General features: G+C 50.8%; 16 protein-coding genes. 9 read left to right on the top strand and 7 right to left on the bottom strand.

The annotated features are described in order from the left end of the window. Positions 1-207: 207 nt before the first annotated feature. Entirely contained in the window at positions 208-516 is a 309-nt protein-coding gene (locus IJG50_02665) for a hypothetical protein (protein MBQ3378749.1), read from the bottom strand. A gap of 11 nt (positions 517-527) precedes the next feature. Continuing rightward, entirely contained in the window at positions 528-1334 is an 807-nt protein-coding gene (locus IJG50_02660) for a HesA/MoeB/ThiF family protein (GenBank protein ID MBQ3378748.1), read from the bottom strand. A gap of 174 nt (positions 1335-1508) precedes the next feature. Here IJG50_02660 and IJG50_02655 point away from each other — a divergent pair, with 174 nt between their 5' ends. Further along, a complete protein-coding gene (locus tag IJG50_02655) occupies positions 1509-1952 on the top strand; it encodes an NADAR family protein (protein MBQ3378747.1) in 444 nt (147 codons plus the stop codon). Between the two features lie 83 nt (positions 1953-2035). On the opposite strand, the gene clpB is transcribed toward IJG50_02655, so the two are convergent. Next, complete coding sequence (clpB, locus tag IJG50_02650) at positions 2036-4633, bottom strand: ATP-dependent chaperone ClpB (protein ID MBQ3378746.1); 2598 nt, start codon at positions 4631-4633, stop codon at positions 2036-2038. A gap of 210 nt (positions 4634-4843) precedes the next feature. Here clpB and IJG50_02645 point away from each other — a divergent pair, with 210 nt between their 5' ends. From IJG50_02645 to IJG50_02635, 3 genes are all read left to right on the top strand, one after another. After that, positions 4844-6307, top strand: coding sequence for an S-layer homology domain-containing protein (locus IJG50_02645; GenBank protein MBQ3378745.1), 1464 nt, complete (start codon positions 4844-4846; stop codon positions 6305-6307). Positions 6308-6321: 14 nt separating this feature from the next. After that, positions 6322-8094, top strand: a complete 1773-nt coding sequence (locus IJG50_02640; GenBank protein MBQ3378744.1) for an NFACT family protein — start codon at positions 6322-6324, stop codon at positions 8092-8094. Between the two features lie 91 nt (positions 8095-8185). Further along, positions 8186-8413 (top strand): tautomerase family protein, encoded by a 228-nt coding sequence (locus tag IJG50_02635; protein ID MBQ3378743.1) that lies wholly within the window; start codon positions 8186-8188, stop codon positions 8411-8413. Between the two features lie 119 nt (positions 8414-8532). On the opposite strand, the gene IJG50_02630 is transcribed toward IJG50_02635, so the two are convergent. Beyond that, positions 8533-9651: a hypothetical protein gene (locus IJG50_02630; GenBank protein MBQ3378742.1), complete on the bottom strand. Its 1119-nt coding sequence runs from the start codon at positions 9649-9651 to the stop codon at positions 8533-8535. Between the two features lie 201 nt (positions 9652-9852). Here IJG50_02630 and IJG50_02625 point away from each other — a divergent pair, with 201 nt between their 5' ends. The 5 genes from IJG50_02625 to IJG50_02605 are packed head-to-tail and all read left to right on the top strand — an operon-like array spanning position 9853 to position 14022. Next, positions 9853-11520 carry a formate--tetrahydrofolate ligase gene (locus IJG50_02625; protein ID MBQ3378741.1) on the top strand — a complete coding sequence of 556 codons (1668 nt, stop codon included), beginning with the start codon at positions 9853-9855 and terminating at the stop codon, positions 11518-11520. 11 nt (positions 11521-11531) lie between these two features. Then, positions 11532-11972, top strand: coding sequence for a tRNA (adenosine(37)-N6)-threonylcarbamoyltransferase complex ATPase subunit type 1 TsaE (gene tsaE, locus IJG50_02620; protein MBQ3378740.1), 441 nt, complete (start codon positions 11532-11534; stop codon positions 11970-11972). After that, on the top strand, positions 11969-12682 hold the full coding sequence (tsaB, locus tag IJG50_02615; GenBank protein ID MBQ3378739.1) for a tRNA (adenosine(37)-N6)-threonylcarbamoyltransferase complex dimerization subunit type 1 TsaB: 714 nt from the start codon (positions 11969-11971) through the stop codon (positions 12680-12682). The genes tsaE and tsaB overlap by 4 nt, the downstream gene beginning before the upstream one ends. Then, the gene (rpiB, locus tag IJG50_02610; protein ID MBQ3378738.1) at positions 12679-13122 is read left to right on the top strand and encodes a ribose 5-phosphate isomerase B; all 444 of its coding nucleotides are present in this window, start codon (positions 12679-12681) and stop codon (positions 13120-13122) included. The genes tsaB and rpiB overlap by 4 nt, the downstream gene beginning before the upstream one ends. A 24-nt stretch (positions 13123-13146) precedes the next feature. Continuing rightward, positions 13147-14022 carry a DegV family protein gene (locus IJG50_02605; GenBank protein ID MBQ3378737.1) on the top strand — a complete coding sequence of 292 codons (876 nt, stop codon included), beginning with the start codon at positions 13147-13149 and terminating at the stop codon, positions 14020-14022. Positions 14023-14359: 337 nt separating this feature from the next. Here the strand turns inward: IJG50_02605 and spoIVA are convergent, their stop codons facing one another. The 3 genes from spoIVA to IJG50_02590 all read right to left on the bottom strand — a co-directional run. Continuing rightward, a complete protein-coding gene (gene spoIVA, locus IJG50_02600; GenBank protein ID MBQ3378736.1) occupies positions 14360-15838 on the bottom strand; it encodes a stage IV sporulation protein A in 1479 nt (492 codons plus the stop codon). Between the two features lie 17 nt (positions 15839-15855). After that, positions 15856-17418, bottom strand: coding sequence for a DUF3794 domain-containing protein (locus IJG50_02595; GenBank protein ID MBQ3378735.1), 1563 nt, complete (start codon positions 17416-17418; stop codon positions 15856-15858). Positions 17419-17611: 193 nt separating this feature from the next. Then, the coding region (locus IJG50_02590) for an S-layer homology domain-containing protein (protein ID MBQ3378734.1) at positions 17612-19302 on the bottom strand (1691 nt) is incomplete at its 5' end.

The raw sequence follows: 19302 nt of genomic DNA, 5'->3' as shown, positions 1-19302 counted from the left end.
GCCGCCGCCCTTGACATGCATTCCGTTCCCGCTTATACTGCAAGAAAGGGAGGCCGGAATAATCCGCCCTCCCGCAATATATTATTTTTGCTCTGTTTTACACCATGCTTCGGACTTTACACAAATTTTGGGACAGACCCGCGTAAATAATAAGTTCTATAACACGCAAAAAGCTGCAGCCCCAATTGCTGGTCTGCAGCTTTAACATTACAGCGCCTTTTTTGAAGTGCAGTATGTGAGAAGATACTTACGGTACCCTCCGGAAAGATTGCACGCCTCGTATCCCTCGTCCCTGAGAAGATAAACGACCTCTTTGCTGAAAATATCCGCTTGACAGTAGACGTATATCTTTTTGTCCTTCGGAAGTGAATATAGCTCGTCGAGCTTGTCGAGGGGAATGTTCACGGAGCCGGGAATGTTTCCGTGGGAGAAGGTTATCTTTTCGCGCACGTCAAGAAGTATCGAATCGGGAGGTCTGTTCTCCACAAATTCACAGATATCTACTTCGCTTTCCATAGTGAACCTCCTTAACCTTCACAGTCGTCTTCGTATTCGGCGCGGTTTTCGGGAAGGAACGACGCGTCCACACCGATGCATACCCTGCATTCGTCGGAACGCTTGAATCCTTCATAGACTCTGAATTTCGGCGTGAGCAGGTCAAAGGAGAATATTTTGCCCAAAAGAAGTTCGCCCGCGCCCGTTATATACTTTACGGCCTCCGACGCCTGCACGCAGCCCATAAGCCCCGTTGCGGCGCCGAGTACTCCGGCGGTGGAGCATGTAAGCCCCTCGTCCTTCGGAGGCGCGCCTAAGATGCAGCGAAGACACGGCCCCTCGCCCGGCACATAAGTGAGGCTCTGCCCGCCGAATTTTATCACGCCGGCATGGGAGAAGGGCTTTTTTGCGATGACACAGGCGTCGTTTATGAGAAATTTCGTCGAAAATCTGTCGGTGCAGTCCAGTATGAAATCATACTCTGCAATTACGGGAATGATATTGTCTGCGTCCAGCCGTTTATTGACCGTTACTACCTCCGCGCCGGGGTTTATCGCGTTAAGCGTCCTTTTTGCCGACTCGGTCTTGTATTCGCCCACGCTTTTTGTGTTATGGATTATCTGCCGCTGAAGATTTGAAAGCTCCACGCGGTCAAAATCGGCAATGCCTATCCTTCCCACGCCCGCCGCCGCAAGATACATAAGTGATGCGGAGCCGAGAGCCCCCGCGCCGATGACGAGCACGCTTGAGGAAAGAATCTTCTTCTGTCCCATAACGCCTATCTCGGGCAGAACGAAGTGGCGCGAATAGCGCGAAAGCTCCTCTTTTGAAAATGCCATTATTATCACCCCTAAAAGCTTGTAAACACATGTATTTAATAGGAATTATAGCATATGAACGGCCTTTTGTCAATCGAAAAAAGCTCTCGCGGCGCATCACGGGCGGATGTCCTGTTTTCGGAACATGCGCCGTGGTATTATTACAATAGAAAAAAACAAAGGGGTGTATAAAAGATGGCTGAGGCAATAAAGAGTTTTAAAGGGGAATATGCATTTTTATCTAATTTTTATCCCTGCACGGTCGAGTATGAGGGCATGGAATACCCCTCGGCAGAGCATGCCTTTCAGGCGGCCAAGACACTTGATTTAGAGAAGCGCAAATCATTTTCGGCGTATCCCTCTCCTGCTGCAGCAAAGAGAGGCGGAAGGCGAGTGAAGCTTCGTCCCGATTGGGAGGAGGTAAAGATAGGGATCATGAAGGAGATCGTCCGCGACAAGTTCACAAGGAATGCCTCGGACATGGATATGAAAAAAGCCCTGCTCCTTACGGGAGAGGCATATCTGGAGGAGGGCAATAATCATAATGACAGATTCTGGGGCGCCGTGAAGGGTGTGGGCAGAAACGAGCTGGGAAAGATACTCATGGAGGTGCGCGATGAGCTGAAAGGTCAGCCCTAACGCCCCCACAAAAAACTTCCCGTGCGGTGTATTCGCACGGGAAGTTTTTATATACGGAAGTTTACATAATATATCGCGGCCGCTTATCTTATCACGAATTCGCCGTTTTCCACGTCCACGGTGAGCGTAGTGCCGGGGGCAACGTCGTCTTTGAGTATCGTGCGTCCGATGAGCGTCTCTATATGACGCTGGATATATCTCTTTAAAGGACGCGCGCCGTAGGACGGGTCGTAGCTCTCGTTTACAACGTACTCTTTTGCCGCGTCGGTAAGCACGCAGGAAAGCTCCTTGTCGGCAAGGCGGCGGTTCACGTCGGCAAGCTGAAGATCGACAATCTTTACGATATTGTCGCGCGTGAGCGGCTTATAGAACACCGTCTCGTCGATACGGTTTAAGAACTCGGGCCTGAATGTGTGCTTGAGTAACTCGGAAACCTTTGCAGCCGCGCTTTCGGATATCTCGCCGTCGGGCGTTATGCCCTCGAGGATATACGTGGAGCCTAAGTTGGAGGTGAGTATGATTATAGTATTCTTAAAGTCCACGGTGCGGCCCTGAGAGTCTGTTATGCGGCCGTCGTCGAGCACCTGAAGCAGTATGTTGAATACGTCGGGATGCGCCTTTTCTATCTCGTCGAAAAGTATAACGCTGTACGGCTTGCGGCGAACGGCCTCCGTAAGCTGGCCGCCCTCCTCGTAGCCCACATATCCGGGAGGCGCTCCGATAAGGCGCGATACGGAGAACTTCTCCATATATTCCGACATGTCTATACGCACGATGTTCTTCTCATCGTCGAAAAGATTCTGCGCAAGCGCCTTTGCAAGCTCCGTCTTGCCTACGCCCGTGGGGCCTAAGAAGAGAAACGAGCCGATGGGACGGTTGGGGTCCTGTATGCCTGCGCGCGAGCGGATTATAGCTTCGCTTACGATGCGGACGGCCTCGTCCTGTCCAACAACGCGCTTGTGGAGCGTTTCTTCAAGATTTAACAGCTTGTCGCGTTCGCTTTCAACAAGGCGCGATACGGGTATTCCCGTCCAGCGCTCGATTATTTTTGCTATCTCCTCATCGGTTACCTTGTCGCGAAGAAGAGAGGTGTGCTTCTCCTCGCCGTCGCCGTTTCTTTCGGCTTCCTCAAGCTGTTTTTGAAGAGCCGGAAGCTCGCCGTATTTAAGCTGTGCGGCGCGGTCGAGGTCGTAGCGGTTCTGCGCCATCTCTATTTCGGAGTTCACGCGCTCTATCTCCTCGCGAAGCTTCTGAACCTTTCCTATCGAGGTCTTTTCATTCTCCCATTTTGCCTTCATCGCGTCGAATTCGGCGCGCATTTCCGAAAGCTCCTTCTGTATTTCCGAAAGATGCTCTTTTGATATCCTGTCGTCCTCTTTTTTGAGGGCGGCTTCTTCTATCTCGTGCTGTATTATTTTTCTCTGTATCACGTCAAGCTCGGTAGGCATGGAGTCTATCTCCGTGCGTATCATGGCGCACGCCTCGTCGATAAGGTCTATCGCCTTATCGGGCAGGAAGCGGTCGGTGATATATCTGTTTGAAAGCGTTGCGGCGGCGATTATCGCCTGGTCCTGGATTTTTACGCCGTGATATACCTCATAGCGCTCCTTTAAGCCGCGAAGTATTGCTATCGTGTCCTCTACGCTCGGCTCGTTTACCAAAACGGGCTGGAAGCGTCGTTCGAGCGCGGCGTCCTTTTCGATATACTTTCTGTATTCGTTGAGCGTAGTTGCGCCGATGCAGTGAAGCTCGCCCCGCGCAAGCATAGGCTTAAGTAAGTTGCCCGCGTCCATAGCGCCCTCTGTAGCGCCCGCGCCGACTATAGTGTGAAGCTCGTCGATAAATAATATTATCTGACCGCTGCTTTTCTTTACTTCGTTCAAAACGGCCTTTAAGCGCTCCTCAAATTCGCCGCGGAACTTTGCGCCCGCGATAAGCGAACCCATATCGAGCGAGAATATCGTCTTGTCACGAAGCGACTGCGGCACGTCGCCGCGCACGATGCGCTGGGCAAGTCCCTCGGCTATGGCCGTCTTGCCTACGCCCGGCTCGCCTATAAGAACGGGGTTGTTCTTCGATTTGCGCGAAAGTATGCGTATTACGTTTCGTATCTCCTCGTCGCGGCCGATAACGGGGTCAAGCTTCTGATTGCGCGCCCTCTCTACAAGGTCCTCGCCGTATTTTTTGAGCGCGTCATAGCTTTCCTCGGGCGTGTCGCTCGTTACGCGCGCGTTGCCGCGCACGCTCTGAAGCTCTTTCAAAAAAGCGCTTTTCGTTACGTTGTGGCGCTTAAAAAGCGAAGCGACCGCCGCATTGGGCTTTTCAAGCAGGCATAAGAAAAGATGCTCTACCGATACGTATTCATCCTGCATATTTTCGGCAAGCTTTTCCGCAGCGACGAACAGCGTGTCAAGGTCGGCGGAGATGTAGAACTTATCTGCGGCGCGGCCCGGACCCGTAACGCGCGGCAGCTTTTCTATTTCGTGAAGAGCGTCGCGCTTTAAGGCGTCGGAATTTACGCCCATCTTTATAAGAAGCTCTCTTATCAGGCCGTCGTTTTGCGAAACGAGGGCATATAAAAGATGCTCCTCGTCCATCTGGTTGTTCTGGTATTCCAAAACAACGCTCTGCGCGTCCTGTACGGCCTTTAATGATCTTTGAGTGAATTTTTGTGCATTCATGGTTTATCCTCCTTTTGTAGAAGAAATATCTTTTATGGTTAGATTGTAGGTCATAATTGTTTCTAATAGCCCTATAAATTGTGAACGCAATGTAAATTATCAGCACTCTAAGCCGTCGAGTGCTAAAGAGCGAAATATTGACATGAACTGTGCTTTAAAGTATGATAAATATAGCAGAAAAACGCATCACAAGCGCCAAAGGAGCAAAAAATGAAAAAGCTTTTTCACATAGTATTGCTTGCGGCGATACTTGCCGTTTGCTTTACGTCGGCGCCTTTTGCTTACGCTTCGGATATCGCAGATGAAGCCGAGCTTTTTTCAAATGATGATAACGACGCTTATATAAAGATAGCTCTTATAGATACGGGCGTTACCGACAAGCATGCGCTTATGGATCCCGACAAGATACTCACAGGGCGAAATTATGTGTTTAATAACGAAGATACCGAGGACAGGGTAGGTCATGGCACGTATATTGCCAGTATAATAATAGGAGCCGAAGGAATAGCGGCCGCAAGCGAACACGCGGCGATAGTGCCGCTTGTGTATTACGGCATTTCGCCGAGCATGCCCGAAGGCAGCATGGTCACCTTTATGTGCAGCGCGATATACGACGCGATAGACGTTTACGGCTGCCGCGTTATAAATATAAGCGCGGGCATAGCCTCGGACAACAGACAATTAAAGGCGGCGGTAGAGTATGCCGAAAGCATGGGCGCCGTAGTTGTGTCCGCCGTGGGCAACGCAAACGAAAAAACGCCGTCCGCCGTGTATTATCCCGCGGCATACGAAAGCGTTATAGGCGTAGGCGCGGTAGACGGCGAGGGGAAAGCCGCCGCCTTTTCGCAGCGCAACGAAAGCGTTATGATAGCGGCCAAGGGAGTAAATATCCCCTCGGTATCGCTCGACGACGAAAGCGATTATATGCTTGTAAGCGGCACGTCGTACTCAACTGCCTTTGTTTCTGCTCTCGCCGCCGATCTTTTAAGCCAAAACGGCGATCTTACGCCTGCGCAGATAAGGCATATAATCACTGCAACAGCCAAAAGATCGGATGAAAAAAAGTATGACACAAAAACGGGATACGGAGTGATAGACAAAGACGCCGCCATGGAATACTGCTTGGATATGATATCAAAAAAGGCGCTCGTCTTTATTGATGTGAGGGAGGATTCGTGGTATTTTGAGGCAATAGATAATGCGCTTTCCTTGGGTTACATGAACGGCGTGAAAGAAGACAGATTTATGCCCGACGCCTGTCTTACGCGCGCCATGACGGCGGCGGCGCTTCAAAGAAAGGCGGGCGTGGGCCTTTATTCGGCGGATACGCGTGTCTTTAAAGACGTGCCGTATGAGGCATGGTATAAAGACGCCGTTTCGTGGGCGTATAACGCCGGCGTCGTTACGGGATACGCCGGAGGAACGTTTCGCCCCGACGCGTATATAACGCGCGAGGACTTCTGCGTTATGCTTTACAGGCTTTCGGGCGAAGAGGGCGTAGACGACAGCTTCGTTATGTCGTTTTCCGATTCGGCTGAAATATCGCAGTATGCTTACGATGCGGTAAAATGGGCGGTAAGCAGGAGAATAATAAACGGTACCGACAAGGGAGAGTTCAAGCCCAAAAGCTACATAACGCGCGCTCAGGCTGCCGCAATGCTTACGCGCGGATAAAGGTGAGGTAGACGATGTCATTAGACGGTATTTTTCTTTACGGGCTGTGCCGGGAACTAAGCGACGAATGCAGGGGAGCGAGGGTGGAGCGCATAAACCAGCCGCAGCGCGACGAGCTTGTTTTGACGCTTCATACCGATAACGGCCAAAGACGACTTATCATATGCGCAAATCCCGACAGCGCGCGCGTCCATTTTACAAGGCAGCAGCGCGAGAACCCCGTTTCGGCGCCAATGTTTTGTATGCTTTTAAGAAAGCATCTCGGCGGCGCGCGCATTTTTGGCGTTTTTCAAAAAGGGGTGGAGCGCGCGCTTGAGATAAGGTTCGACGCATACGACGAGTTTGGAGACAAGGTGCAAAAAAGCCTTGTCATAGAGATAATGGGGCGCTTTTCAAATATCATTTTCATTGATGAAAAGGGCGTTATAATAGATTCAATAAAGCGGGTGGACGTTACAACAAGCTCGCAGCGCCTCGTGCTTCCTAAGCTTTTGTATGAGGCGCCGCCTCCGCAGGAAAAAACGTATCCTTTCGGACATTCCAAAGAGGAGATATTCGGCCTTCTTTCTTGTGAACGGTTTTCTTTAATGACGGCGGAAAAGGCGCTTCTTGAGTGCTTTTTGGGGCTTTCTCCGATAGTGTCGCGCGAGATCGCATTTAGGGCCAAAGTTTCGGGAGTAAAGCTGTGCGAAGCGGGAAACGACGCGCTTGAAGGGCTTTCAAAGGCGGCGTATGAGCATTTCTTAAAAGCAGAGAGCTATGATACGACAGCGTTTATGCTGGCGCAAAAGGATACGCACAGGCCGGCGTATTTTTCTTATCTGCCGATACTTCAATACGGTGAGCGCTTTGATGCGCGCGGATTCGAGTCGTTTTCTGCGCTGCTCGACGAGTTTTACGCCGCGCGAGATGCGGCCGACATACACGCCCGCCGCACGGCCCGGCTTCATAAGCTTATCTCAAACAATATAGACAGAGCTTCTAAAAAAATAAACATACAGCTTGCGGAGCTTAAAGACGCGCGCGACCGCGAAAAGCTCAAGCTTTACGGCGACCTTATAACGGCAAACGTGTACCGCATGAAAAAGGGCGACCGTGAGCTTGTTGCCGATAATTTCTTTGAAGAGGGACAGCCCAAAGTCTCTATACCGCTTGACATACGGCTTACGCCCGCGCAGAATGCGCAAAAGTTCTACAAGGCGTACAGAAGAAAGAAATCGGCGGAAAGCTATCTTTCAAAGCAGACCGAGATAACGCGCGAGGAGCTTATGTATCTTGAAACGGTAATGGAATCGCTTTCAAGAGCCGACGGAGAGGCCGCCCTTTCGCAGATAAAAGAGGAGCTTGCGGCCGGCGGATATTATCTTGACGGCAGCCTTAAAAAAAAGGGCGGCAAAGAAAAAAGAAAACCGCCGAAAAAACAGTCTTTCGCGTTCCTTGAATATAAGTCGCCTTCGGGCGTGCGCATACTGTGCGGAAAAAATAATCTGCAAAACGATCATCTCACGCTTGAGTGGGCGCGCCCCGAATATACGTGGCTCCATGCGAAAAACATACCGGGAGCGCACGTTGTGATATGCGAGCCGTTTTATGAAACAGACGATGAAACGCTGCTTTTTGCCGCGCGCGTGGCTGCGGCGAACTGCGCCGCCTCAAAATCGCCTAGGGTGGAGATAGATTATACTCAAATAAAGAACGTAAAGCGCGCGGCGGGGAAAAAGCCCGGCATGGTCTATTATGTAAAACAGAGAACGATTTTGGCCGAGCCTTATAAAAATAAAACGTAAAAATTATTTAAAAAGGCGTAATATCATGGTATGATATATCATAAAGAAGCAAACGTTTTTTAATAATACTTTAAATCAAGGAGGAAAAAACATGCCGCACATTCACATTGATTCCATCCCCGGAAGAGACGAGGCCAACAAGAAAAAGATAGCCGAGGCGCTTTTAAACGCGCTCGTAGAGTCCGCTCCCGTTCCGAAGGAGTATTGCTACGTTACCTTCGGCGAGGTAAAGCGCGAGGATTGGCTCGAATACGACAAGAACGTAATAAGCGCAAAGCCCGAGGAGTTATACTTCTATAAGGGCGAGGCAAAGAAGTAAGAAAAAAAGATGTGCTGGCCCCTGCCGAGGAGCGGATGCGTTTCCCCGGCAGGGGTCTTATTATTTCATATTATAGACTTTTGTAAGACAAAAAACGAAAGGTTTCTTTAAGCCGGAGCTTACGCTCCGCTCCATGCCTCGCACAGGGGAGCATATGTCGCCTTATCCGCAAGCATAAGCCTGTATGTGCAGCCTGTCTTTTTTGAAAGACCCGTATCAACGTGCTTTTCTTCGCACGGCTCGTTTATGGGAATGAGCTTTACCGAATCAAGCTTTCCCCCGTCATAGCGGACGGCGATGAGCACCGAACCGCCGGGAGACGTGACGGAGGCGGCGAGCGTTTCGCCGTCGATGACGCCGTTTACTGAGCAGAGAGGCGGGAAAGTATACGTTATCTCATAAAGCTCATCCGACAGCTTCGTGACGGCGGCAGGATCCCCGTTTATTGTGACTTCCGTCAGGCTCTCGTCTCCGAAATAGTAATACTCATTTGCCGCTTCCACATAGACGCTGACCTCGTACTCGTGCCCCGCCTTGAACGTTCCGCCTGTAACTGCTAAACCCTCGGTCTTGTCGAACCATCTTACGCCGTGAGAATGCCAATCGGCGCCGGTGTCGCTGATGCGTAGTTGTTCCGGATGATCCGAGACTGCGCTGAAATCAATGGACTGACCAACCACAGGCGCTGTAACGCTGATATCCGCGTTTTTCTCCACCGGGAAGCATACCGGATCGAAGATGTATGAAGCTGATACATAATACTTACCGGTATCGGGGTCTTTATATTTACCTCCGATACTCTTGAATACATTCTTACCTTTGTATTGTGTCTGAATCAGGCCGTAGATCCTGACCTTTTCAAGATCCCAATAATGATATACATTATAACCGGTATCGACTGTTACAGGAAATTTGACCGAAAGCTTAAAGGTTTTTCCGATCAACTGCGTTTTATTAAGCCCAAGCGACCTTAAGCTTTCGTTCTCCGCGATGACCCGATCGTTTTCGTCGTACCAAACGTAAGAATAGTTTGAGTCGGAAAAGTCATTATCGGGGATCACTCCGTCCGTATAGCTGTATGGGACGGAGTAGATATTTCCTCCTTTTTGGGGCGGATCAACGAGGATCTGAAAACGAAGGACAGGTTCAAAGGCGGCCTGCGCGGGCGCGGCGCCCAAGGGCAGCAGGGCGGCGAGCATGAAGAGAAACAGAGCAAAAGAGAGAAGCCGCTTTTTCATGGTTTTATTCTCCTGTCGCATATTGCGTACTTGTCGTTTGTTATACGTTTATTATATCCGACCGGCGTGTTTTTTTCAACAGCTCCCAAAGAGGGAGCGTAATGTTTTCTTTTTAACAAAAATAAAGCGTTTTTTCTTGAAAAGATTATATACATATGATAAAATAAAAAATCGGAAGAAAAAAATAAAGGAGCATTTGTTTTGCAAAGCGATATAGATATAGCAAAAAACGCGAAAATGCTCCCGATCGCCGAGGTGGGCGAAAGGTTAGGACTTACGCCCGACGATCTGGAGCTTTACGGAAAATATAAAGCGAAAGTTTCTGCCGAAGCTATTCGCCGCATGGGAAAAAAGCCGCAGGGCAAGCTGATACTCGTGACAGCCGTAAATCCCACGCCTGCGGGCGAGGGAAAAACTACGATGAGCGTAGGTCTGGGAGAGGCTTTTGCAAGGCTTGGGAAAAACGCCGTGATAACATTGCGCGAGCCGTCTTTGGGCCCCGTTTTCGGCATGAAGGGCGGCGCGGCAGGCGGCGGATATGCGCAAGTCGTGCCCATGGAGGACATAAATTTACATTTCACGGGCGATATGCACGCGGTAACGGCGGCCAACAACCTTTTGTGCGCCGTTATAGACAATCATATAAAGCACGGAAACGAGCTTTCGATAGATCCGCGCAGGATAGTATTCGGGCGCGTTATGGACATGAACGACCGTATGCTTCGTTCGATGGTGGTGGGTCTTGGCGGCATACCGAACGGAACGCCCCGCGAGGAGAGCTTTACAATAACCGTTGCAAGCGAGATAATGGCCGTGCTCTGCCTTGCTACGGACATTTCCGATCTAAAGGCGCGCTTCGGTGAGATAACGGTGGCGTATACATACGACGGGGCTCCCGTTATGTGTAAGGACTTAAAGGTACAGGGGGCAATGGCGGCGCTTATGAAAGACGCCGTGCTTCCCAATCTTGTTCAGACCCTTGAGAACACGCCCTGTCTTATCCACGGCGGCCCGTTTGCAAATATAGCGCACGGCTGCAATTCGATAATCGCAACAAAGCTTGCGCTTTCCATGGCTGATTACACCGTTACCGAGGCGGGCTTCGGCGCCGACTTGGGCGCGGAGAAGTTTTTGAATATTGTAAGCCCCCGGATAGGAAAAACGCCGGACTGCGTGGTGCTGGTGGCCACTGTGCGCGCGCTTAAATACAACGGCGGCGTGAAAAAGGGCGACTTGGGTGAGGAGAACGTGGCCGCGGTGCGCGAGGGGATCAAAAATCTCGAAGCTCATATAGATAATCTAAAGGCTTTCGGCATGAATATAGTCGTAGCTTTGAACAGCTTTTATAAGGATACCGAGGCGGAGGTGGCCGAGGTTCGCGCTCTGTGCGAAAAGAAGGGCGTTCCGATGGAAGTATCGCGCGCCTTCGAGCTGGGCGGCAAGGGGTCTTTAAAGCTTGCGCAGACGGTAGTAAGAGTATGCGCAAAGCCGTCTATGTTTAAGAGCACTTATGAAAAAGAAGACCCTATAAGAGTGAAAATAGAGAAGATAGCCAAAAACATTTACGGCGCGTCAAATGTCATTTTTTCGTCGCACGCCGAGAAAAAGCTTTTGGAGATAAATATGAGAGGGCTTGATACGCTGCCCGTATGCATGGCGAAGACGCAGTATTCGCTTTCAGACGACCCGGCGCAGCTGGGACGCCCAAAAAACTTTGCGATAACCGTTAAAGAGATAGTGCCGAAAACGGGCGCGGGATTTATCGTAGTGCTTACAGGCGATATCATGACGATGCCGGGCCTTCCCAAGCGTCCCTCGGCGGAGAATATAGACATAAACGACGATATGGAGATATCCGGACTGTTTTAAAAGAAAAGGCCATGGAGTATTTTTCAAATTCACAGAAACAAACTGAATATATCGCCGCCCAGTTTGCAAAAAAATTAAAGGCGGGCGATACAGTCGCGCTTTTCGGAGACCTGGGAGCGGGAAAGACGGCCTTTGTTCGCGGTATCGCGCAGGCTTTGGGTGTAAGCGAGCATGTTACGAGCCCCACATTCGTTATACTTAACGAGTATCCGGGAAAGCTTACGCTTTACCACTTCGATATGTACAGACTCGAGGGCGCGGGCGAGGATGAATTAAACGACGTCGGCTTTTTTGAATACGCCGGAGGCGACGGCGTGTGCGCGATAGAATGGAGCGAATATATAGAAGATTTTCTCCCCGACGGATGTTTTCGCGTTACGATAACGCTGACAGACGAAGACGAACGCGCACGGCGCATAACGATCACACGCGAGGGCGGTGAGTCGGCGTGATAATACTTTCCGTAGATTCAAGCGCAAAGGCGGCCGCCGCAGCCGTATGCGATGATACAAAGCCTTTGAGCCATGTGTTTGTGAATACTGCGCTCACTCATTCGCAGACGCTTCTTACGCTTATAGACGAGGCGCTTAAAAACGCCGGCGTACAGCTTAAAGACGTGGGTCTTATCGCGGTATCAAACGGTCCCGGTTCGTTTACGGGGGTGCGCATAGGCGTATCTTTGGTAAAGGGCCTTGCGTTCGGGCGAGACGTTATGTGCGCCGGAGTATCGACGCTCGAGGCTATAGCGCGAAACACAGAGGACTTCGGCGGAGTTTGCTGCGCCGTTATGGATGCAAGGAATAATCAGGTATATAACGCCCTGTTCGGTATAGATGCAACAGATTTCAAAAGACTTACGCCCGACCGCGCCATAAGCACGGCCGAGCTTAGAGGCGAGCTTTCCTTTATAAAAGAGAGGATAACGCTTGCGGGCGACGGGGCGGACCTTGCGTATGAACAGTTCAAAGACATGAAAAATGTAAGCATAGCTAACGATACGGCCAAGCTTCAAAACGCCGTATCGGTAGCCCGCGCGGCATTTTATATGTATAAAGAGGGAAAATGCGTAAGCGCAGAGGAGCTTTCGGTAAATTATCTCAGGCTTTCTCAGGCTGAACGCGAATATGAAAAAAAGCTCAAAGGGGAAAAAACGGGGAAATGAAAAAAATAGCTATCGGCAGCGATCACGGCGGATTTATTCTGAAAGGGGAAGTAATATCGCACTTAAAGCAGAACGGATACGAGGTCAAGGATTACGGCACGTATTCCGACGAGTCGTGCGACTATCCCGATTATGCCGCGCTTGTAGGAGAGGCGGTGTCCGCGGGAGAATATGAATGCGGTATACTCATATGCGGCACGGGCATAGGAGTATCCATTGCCGCAAATAAGATAAAGGGCATACGCGCGGCGTGTGTTTCGGACACGTTTTCGGCAAAAATGTGCAGAGCGCACAATAATGCGAATATTCTGTGCTTCGGTGAGCGGGTTGTGGGACACGGGCTTGCAATGGAGCTTGTAGACGCATATCTTGAGACCGAGTTCGAGGGCGACCGTCACATACATCGTATTGAAAAAATATCCGCGCTTGAACAAAAATAATAATATTTACAAGGGAGGTATAAAATGGCTGATTACATAGTTGCCACAGCATCAACGGCCGATCTGCCGAGAGAGTTTTTAGAGGAGCACGACGTTCCCTTTATAAGCTACACCTATATAATGAACGAGGAATTATACGAGGACGACTGCCGCGAGGAGACGAAAAGCGAGGTCTACAAAAAAATGCGTTCCGGCGTGGGACTTACTACCTCGATGATAAATACATATTCGTATATCGAATTTTTTGAAAAGCTCATGGAAACGGGAAAAGACGTTATCTTCCTCGATATGTCGCAAAAGCTCTCCACTTCGTATATAAGCGCGGCGGAGGCGACCGAGCATATCCAAAAGAAATACCCGAACCAGCGCTTTTACAACGTAGACACAAGATGCGTATCCGGCGGACTGGGACTTCTCGTATTCAAGGTAATAGAGCTTCGCGACGCGGGCAAGAGCTTTGATGAAACGATAGAGTGGATAGAGGCAAACAAGCTGAAGGTGATACACCGCTTCACGGTAGACGACCTTGAATATTTAAAGCGCGGCGGCAGAGTATCGAACGCGGCGGCGCTCATAGGCTCCATGCTTTCTATCAAGCCCGTTTTATACGTGCCGGACGACGGCTCTCTTACGGTAGGCTCAAAGGCGCGCGGAAGAAAGATAGCATTAAACCGCATACTTGAATCTATGAAGGGCGATTTAAAAGAGCCGGACGGCCAGACGATACTTATAAATCACGCCGACTGCCTCGCCGACGCCGAATTTATGAAGGCGAAGGTGCTTGAGCTGTTCCCGACCGTAAAGGAAGTAAAGATATGCGGCCTCGGCGTTATCATAGGCGCGCACTGCGGCCCCGGTCTTTTCACCATATTTTACATGGGCAGCGACAGACACGCATAAATCTCAGACTGTCAAAAAAGGGCCAGACCGCCGAAAAGGGTAAAATAATAAAGATAAAAACGAGTGCAGGTTTTCTGCACGGCAAGTTATTAAGCGTGCAGTATCCGAAGCAGCCTTTGCGCCGTAACCTTTTGGTTACGGCGTTTTCGGCTATATGCCGATCGACTCGCTACCGTATAATGATACGGCCAAACCACCCCAAAAAATGCATACATTTTTTGAGGACCCCGGACTCGCCGATCGACAATTCTGACCTCTTTTTTGCCACCCTGACGGCGTATTGGATAAAACTATTTAAGCACGCAAACGAAAGACCCGCCGAAGCGGGTCTTTTCTTTCACAGTATTATACATATAAGCCCGTTCGAGCCGTCGTTTATTATTCTCTCAAGCGTTTCCTGAAGCTTTAAGCGCGCGGGCGCGGGCATTTTATATAGCTTGTTGTTTAAGCCCTCGTTTACAAGGTCGTGAAGCGACTTTCCGAAGATGTTTGAGTCCCATATCTTAGAGGGGTCTGTCTCAAATTCGCTCAGAAGATAATTTACAAGCTCCTGTGACTGCTTTTCGCTGCCGACGACGGGGCTTACCTCTGTTTGAATATCGGCGCGTATCATGTGTATCGACGGCGCGGAGGCGCGAAGCTTAACGCCGTAGCGCCCGCCCTGCTTAACTATGGAGGGCTCCTCAAGCGTCATTTCGTCAACGGTAGGGTGTACGATGCCGTATCCCGTATTTTTTACTTCGTTTATTGCGTATGATATTTTGTCATACTCCTTTTTGGCCAGCGCAAGCTCCTTCATCATGCCGATAAGCGCGGCGTCCGACGTTATCGAAAGACCCGTCTCATCGGAGAGTATCTTATAATAGAGCGATTTATCCAAAGAAAGCCTTACGTCAACTCTGCCGCAGCCCAGGTCTATCTTTTTAAGCTCGCCGTTTTTAATATTCTCCGCCGAGGATATTTCCTGTATTATGCTTTCGGCGGCGCTTATCTTTTTTATGCCGCTCAAAGCTCCTTTTATCCCGTCGAAGATCGTTTGCCAGAGCCAATGCGCCTTTGGCAGCGCAGACAGCCAGTCGGGAAGATAAAAGGCAAGCTCCTTTATCGGGAACTCGAACAGTATCTTTTCGATTATGCGTTTTATATCATCCTCGTCAAGCTCCATACAATTCACACAGACGGCGGGGACGTTGTGGCGTTCCGAGAGCGTGTTTGAAAGAGCCTTTGCCTCAGAAGAATCGGGATATGCGGAATTTACAAGAATGATAAACGGCTTGTTTATCGCTTTAAGCTCCGCTATCACGCGATCCTCCGCCTCCTCGTAAGCGGCGCGGGGAATATCGGTAAAGCTTGCGTCGGTCGTTATCATAAGACCTATCGTCGAATGCTCCGTTATGACCTTCTTCGTGCCTATTTCTGCAGCCGTGCTAAAGGCGACCGGCTCCGAAAACCACGGCGTATGCACCATTCGTTCGCGGCCGTCCTCCTCCTGCCCAAGCGCCCCCTCTACAACGTAGCCTACGCAGTCTATCATGCGCACGTTGAACGAAGCGTTGCCGCTTAAGGTGACGTTTACGGCCTCCTCGGGTATGAATTTCGGCTCGGTAGTCATTATCGTGCGCCCCGACGCGCTTTGCGGAAGCTCGTCATATGCGCGTTCGCGCCTGAATTTGTTTTCTATATTAGGTATGACCAGCGTTTCCATGAAGCGCTTTATAAAAGTCGATTTCCCTGTTCTTACAGGCCCTACCACGCCTATGTATATGTCGCTTCCGGTGCGGCGCGCGATATTCTGATAGAGGTTATATTCTTCCATTTTCCATCCTCCTTATATTATTTACCCGAAAGTTTGATGCGCGGTATCAAAAGCATATGCGACGTATCAAGCGCAGACTGTACGCTTGCGCTCAGGCTGTTCGCGCCGATAATGTCTTCGGGCGACGCGCCGTATTTTTTGGCTATATCCCATATCGTCTCTTTTTTGTCGGGAAAATATGCGAAAAGCGCCGGCAGATCGTCGCCGGTCTCATCCGTCTTTTTTTGCGCTTCGGCGGAAACTACGCATGTAAACGGCGTGTTTTCAAAAATATATATAGATGCCTCGCCGACGATTTTTATTTCTATCTCGCCCGACATGTTGAGATTGAAGCTAAGCTCCGGGGGCGGAGCGTTTACGCACACCTCGGCCTTTTTATTGCCGCCGGTCGCCACCGAAAGATTTACAGGCAGCGTTTTCATGGCGCAGAAGGCCGCTCCCTCGTCGCTTATACACAGAGCGCGCACGTCTGCCGAGGCCGTAAGCTTTATCTCGCCGCCTTTTATCGTACTGTCGAACGCCGAAAGCTCACAGTAAATGTCCGCCACTTTCGCAATATCCATCCCGTCGGGCGGCTTTATCGAGTCGCGTATGCTTATGGCGGCGCTCTTTTTTTCAAAGAGATTGTAAACGGGCGATTCGTCCGTTTTTATGAAAAGCTCATGCGTTGTTGAAAAAGCGTCTGTAATGCTTTCAACGGCGGCGCGCATATATGCGCATACCGATACAGAGGCCGATATGCTCACAGAAAAGGTGCGCCCGCCGGAGTCGGAGGACAAAGCTGCTGTCACATTCGATATTTCAAAGGCGGTCTCTGCGTCAAAGGTTTCCAAAACTCCCGGCATATCGGCTATAAGCGAAAAAGGTATCTCGCTTTCAAACGTCTCAAGCTCTGGCGTCCCGTCTGCCGAAAGGTATACAAAGACGACCTTCGCGCTCCCTTTTATTATCGCCTTGTTTGAAATGAGCTTTACGCTGTCTGAAATAAGGCGCGCCCGATATGAGAGAAGCTCTTTTGCCGAAGGGCTCGACTGGGGGAGATAAAGGTCCTCCTCAACGCTTATCATTTTTTCCGCGTATGAGGTAAAAAGACAAAGATCCTTGGCGGTCTTTAGCGTTTTTACATCTATCTCTTTTGAAAAGCCGCTTACTGTCTCTATCGTCTGCGGCTCGTATGCCGAAACGTCTATTTCCAAAACGGCGCGAAAGCCTATCTTTCGCGAGTTTACTATATGCGCTTCGTTCTGTCCCAGATTTACGCTTACGCGCACAAACGCATTTGAAGCAGGCGCGGCTGCTTTGAATATTTCCACAAAAGGCGCGCGCCCCGAAACAGAGAGAGGAGACTTATCGCCGTCGGCCGCAAAAAGCGCAGTAAAGTGTATTTCTCCGCTCACCGTTATTTTGTCGTCGGCGGCTGATTTGTCCTTTATATATATCTGGGCCTGCGACGAGATCACGGCGCGGACGTCGGGAAGATAGTCGGGAATAATTATCTCGGTCGTTTCGATATGCTCCATGCGGCCGGAGTATATTTTTCTGTTTGTGCAGATCTGTTCTTTTTGCAGCTCAAGCTCCATTTTTCTCACTCCTTCGTGTTTTATATTGCATTATATTTTACTGCGGCGCGTTTTATGCTTTTTAATTAAAAAACCATGCGGAGGCGTTTTGCCCCCGCCGGTGTGTCAAAAAAGCGTTTTTCGATATGCCAAAGGGGGGACAGCCGAAGCTGTCCCCCCATCTTGTCATAATGTATTTTAGATCATGCATTTTTTAGCGTTCGCCGTATGCACGGTACAAAAATGTCACTATATGTGCCCGCATACACGGCGCGTCCGGACTGAATCTGCCGTCTCCCGTGCCGAAAGCTATGCCTTTCTCTACGGCCCATATAACTGCGTCATAGTAATATGCGTCGGCAGATACGTCCGTGAACGTATTGCCGCCTTCGGCCGTTTCGCCGAGAGCACGATACAGGAAGGTAATGCACTGCGCCCTCGTTACTGTGCCGTCGGGATCGAACAGTCCGCCTCCTATGCCCTTCGCAATACCGTTTTCATATGCCCAAAGCACGGCCTTGTAATAATATGCGCCCTCATCAAGATCACTAAACGGCTTATCGTTCGTTAAAGGCTCGGGCCTTCCAAACGCTCTCCAAATGAAGGTGACCATCTGCGCGCGCGTGCAGGTAAGTTCGGGGCTGAATGCGGCCGCAGCGGTGCCTTCTGTTATGCCGTTTGCGTCCGCCCAGTCGACTGCGTCAAAGCAGTAGCTGTCCTCGGGAACGTCTGCGTAGGGGAAGGCCTCGTGACCAACAACGAAGCGTGAGCTGTCGCCGGACGTCGAGAGTGTAAGCGTACCGGTCTTTTGGCCGAAGCTTACGGCCGTCTTATCTTTGTTTGCTTCCTCGCCGTTTTTCAAAACCGTGATACGATTCGGATCGGTGTTTTCGTCAGGCGAGAAGGGGATAGTCAAGGTCATCGTTCCGCCGAAGCCGTTTATCGTTTTCCCGCCGGATGTCACGTTAAGCTCGTATGCGGTGGAATTTGAAGGCGCGCCGTCTGCGTCTTTGTTCGTAAATTCTATATCTGCGCTGCCCTTTATGAGATCGGCTATGCCCTTGAGCGCCTCTGTGTCAAATACGACCGTTGCGCCGTTATCGGCTTCGACCGTAAAGGTGCGGTTTTCGCGGATAAGCCGCGACAGATCCGTTTCGGTGATGTGAGCTATGCTCTTTTGTTTCGTGCTAAGCGTTGCACCTGAGCCGCCGCCACCGCCCGAAGAGGACGGTATTGTGTATTCTGTTATCGTTATCGTCTGCGCGTCGGACGCAAGCGAGTTGCCGCTTGCCTTTACGCGAACGAGGTAGCCGCCCGCCGCGAGGTTTGCCGTCTCGCCGGTGCACGATGTCCAAGTCGTGCCGTCGGTCGAATATTCGTGCGCCGCCGTTGTGGGTATCGTGCCGGTGCCGCCGATGGTCGTAGGCTGGGCTGCCGTAAGCGCGGGCGTATCGGCCTTTGTGACGGTTATCGTCTGCGGTGCGCTGTCGGTCGTCGTCGTGCCGTTGCCGGGATTTATCACCGTGATCGTGCAGGGGACAAGTCCTGTAAGCTCTACACTCGTGCCCGTGATCGTCGCAGCCGCGCCGCCGTCGATGGAGTATGTCATGCCTGCCGCAACATTCGTAAGCGTGCCGGCATCGGCGCCCGTTGCGGTGAATACCGCCGCGGGCGTAGGCTCTGCGCTAGGATCGTACGCCGTTATCGTTATCGTTTGCGCATCGGACGCAAGCGCGTTTCCGCTTGCCTTTACGCGAACGAGGTAGCCGCCCGCCGCGAGGTTTGAGGTTTCGCCTGTGCATGATGTCCAAGCAGCGCCGTCTGTCGAATATTCATGCGCCGCCGTGGTGGGTATCGTGCCCGTGCCGCCGATGGTGGAGGGCTGAACTGCCGTAAGCGAGGGCG

Source organism: Clostridia bacterium (assembly GCA_017405765.1).
In the GTDB taxonomy this organism is placed as follows: Bacteria; Bacillota; Clostridia; order Oscillospirales; family RGIG577; genus RGIG577.
This window is presented reverse-complemented; position numbering and strand designations above follow the sequence as displayed.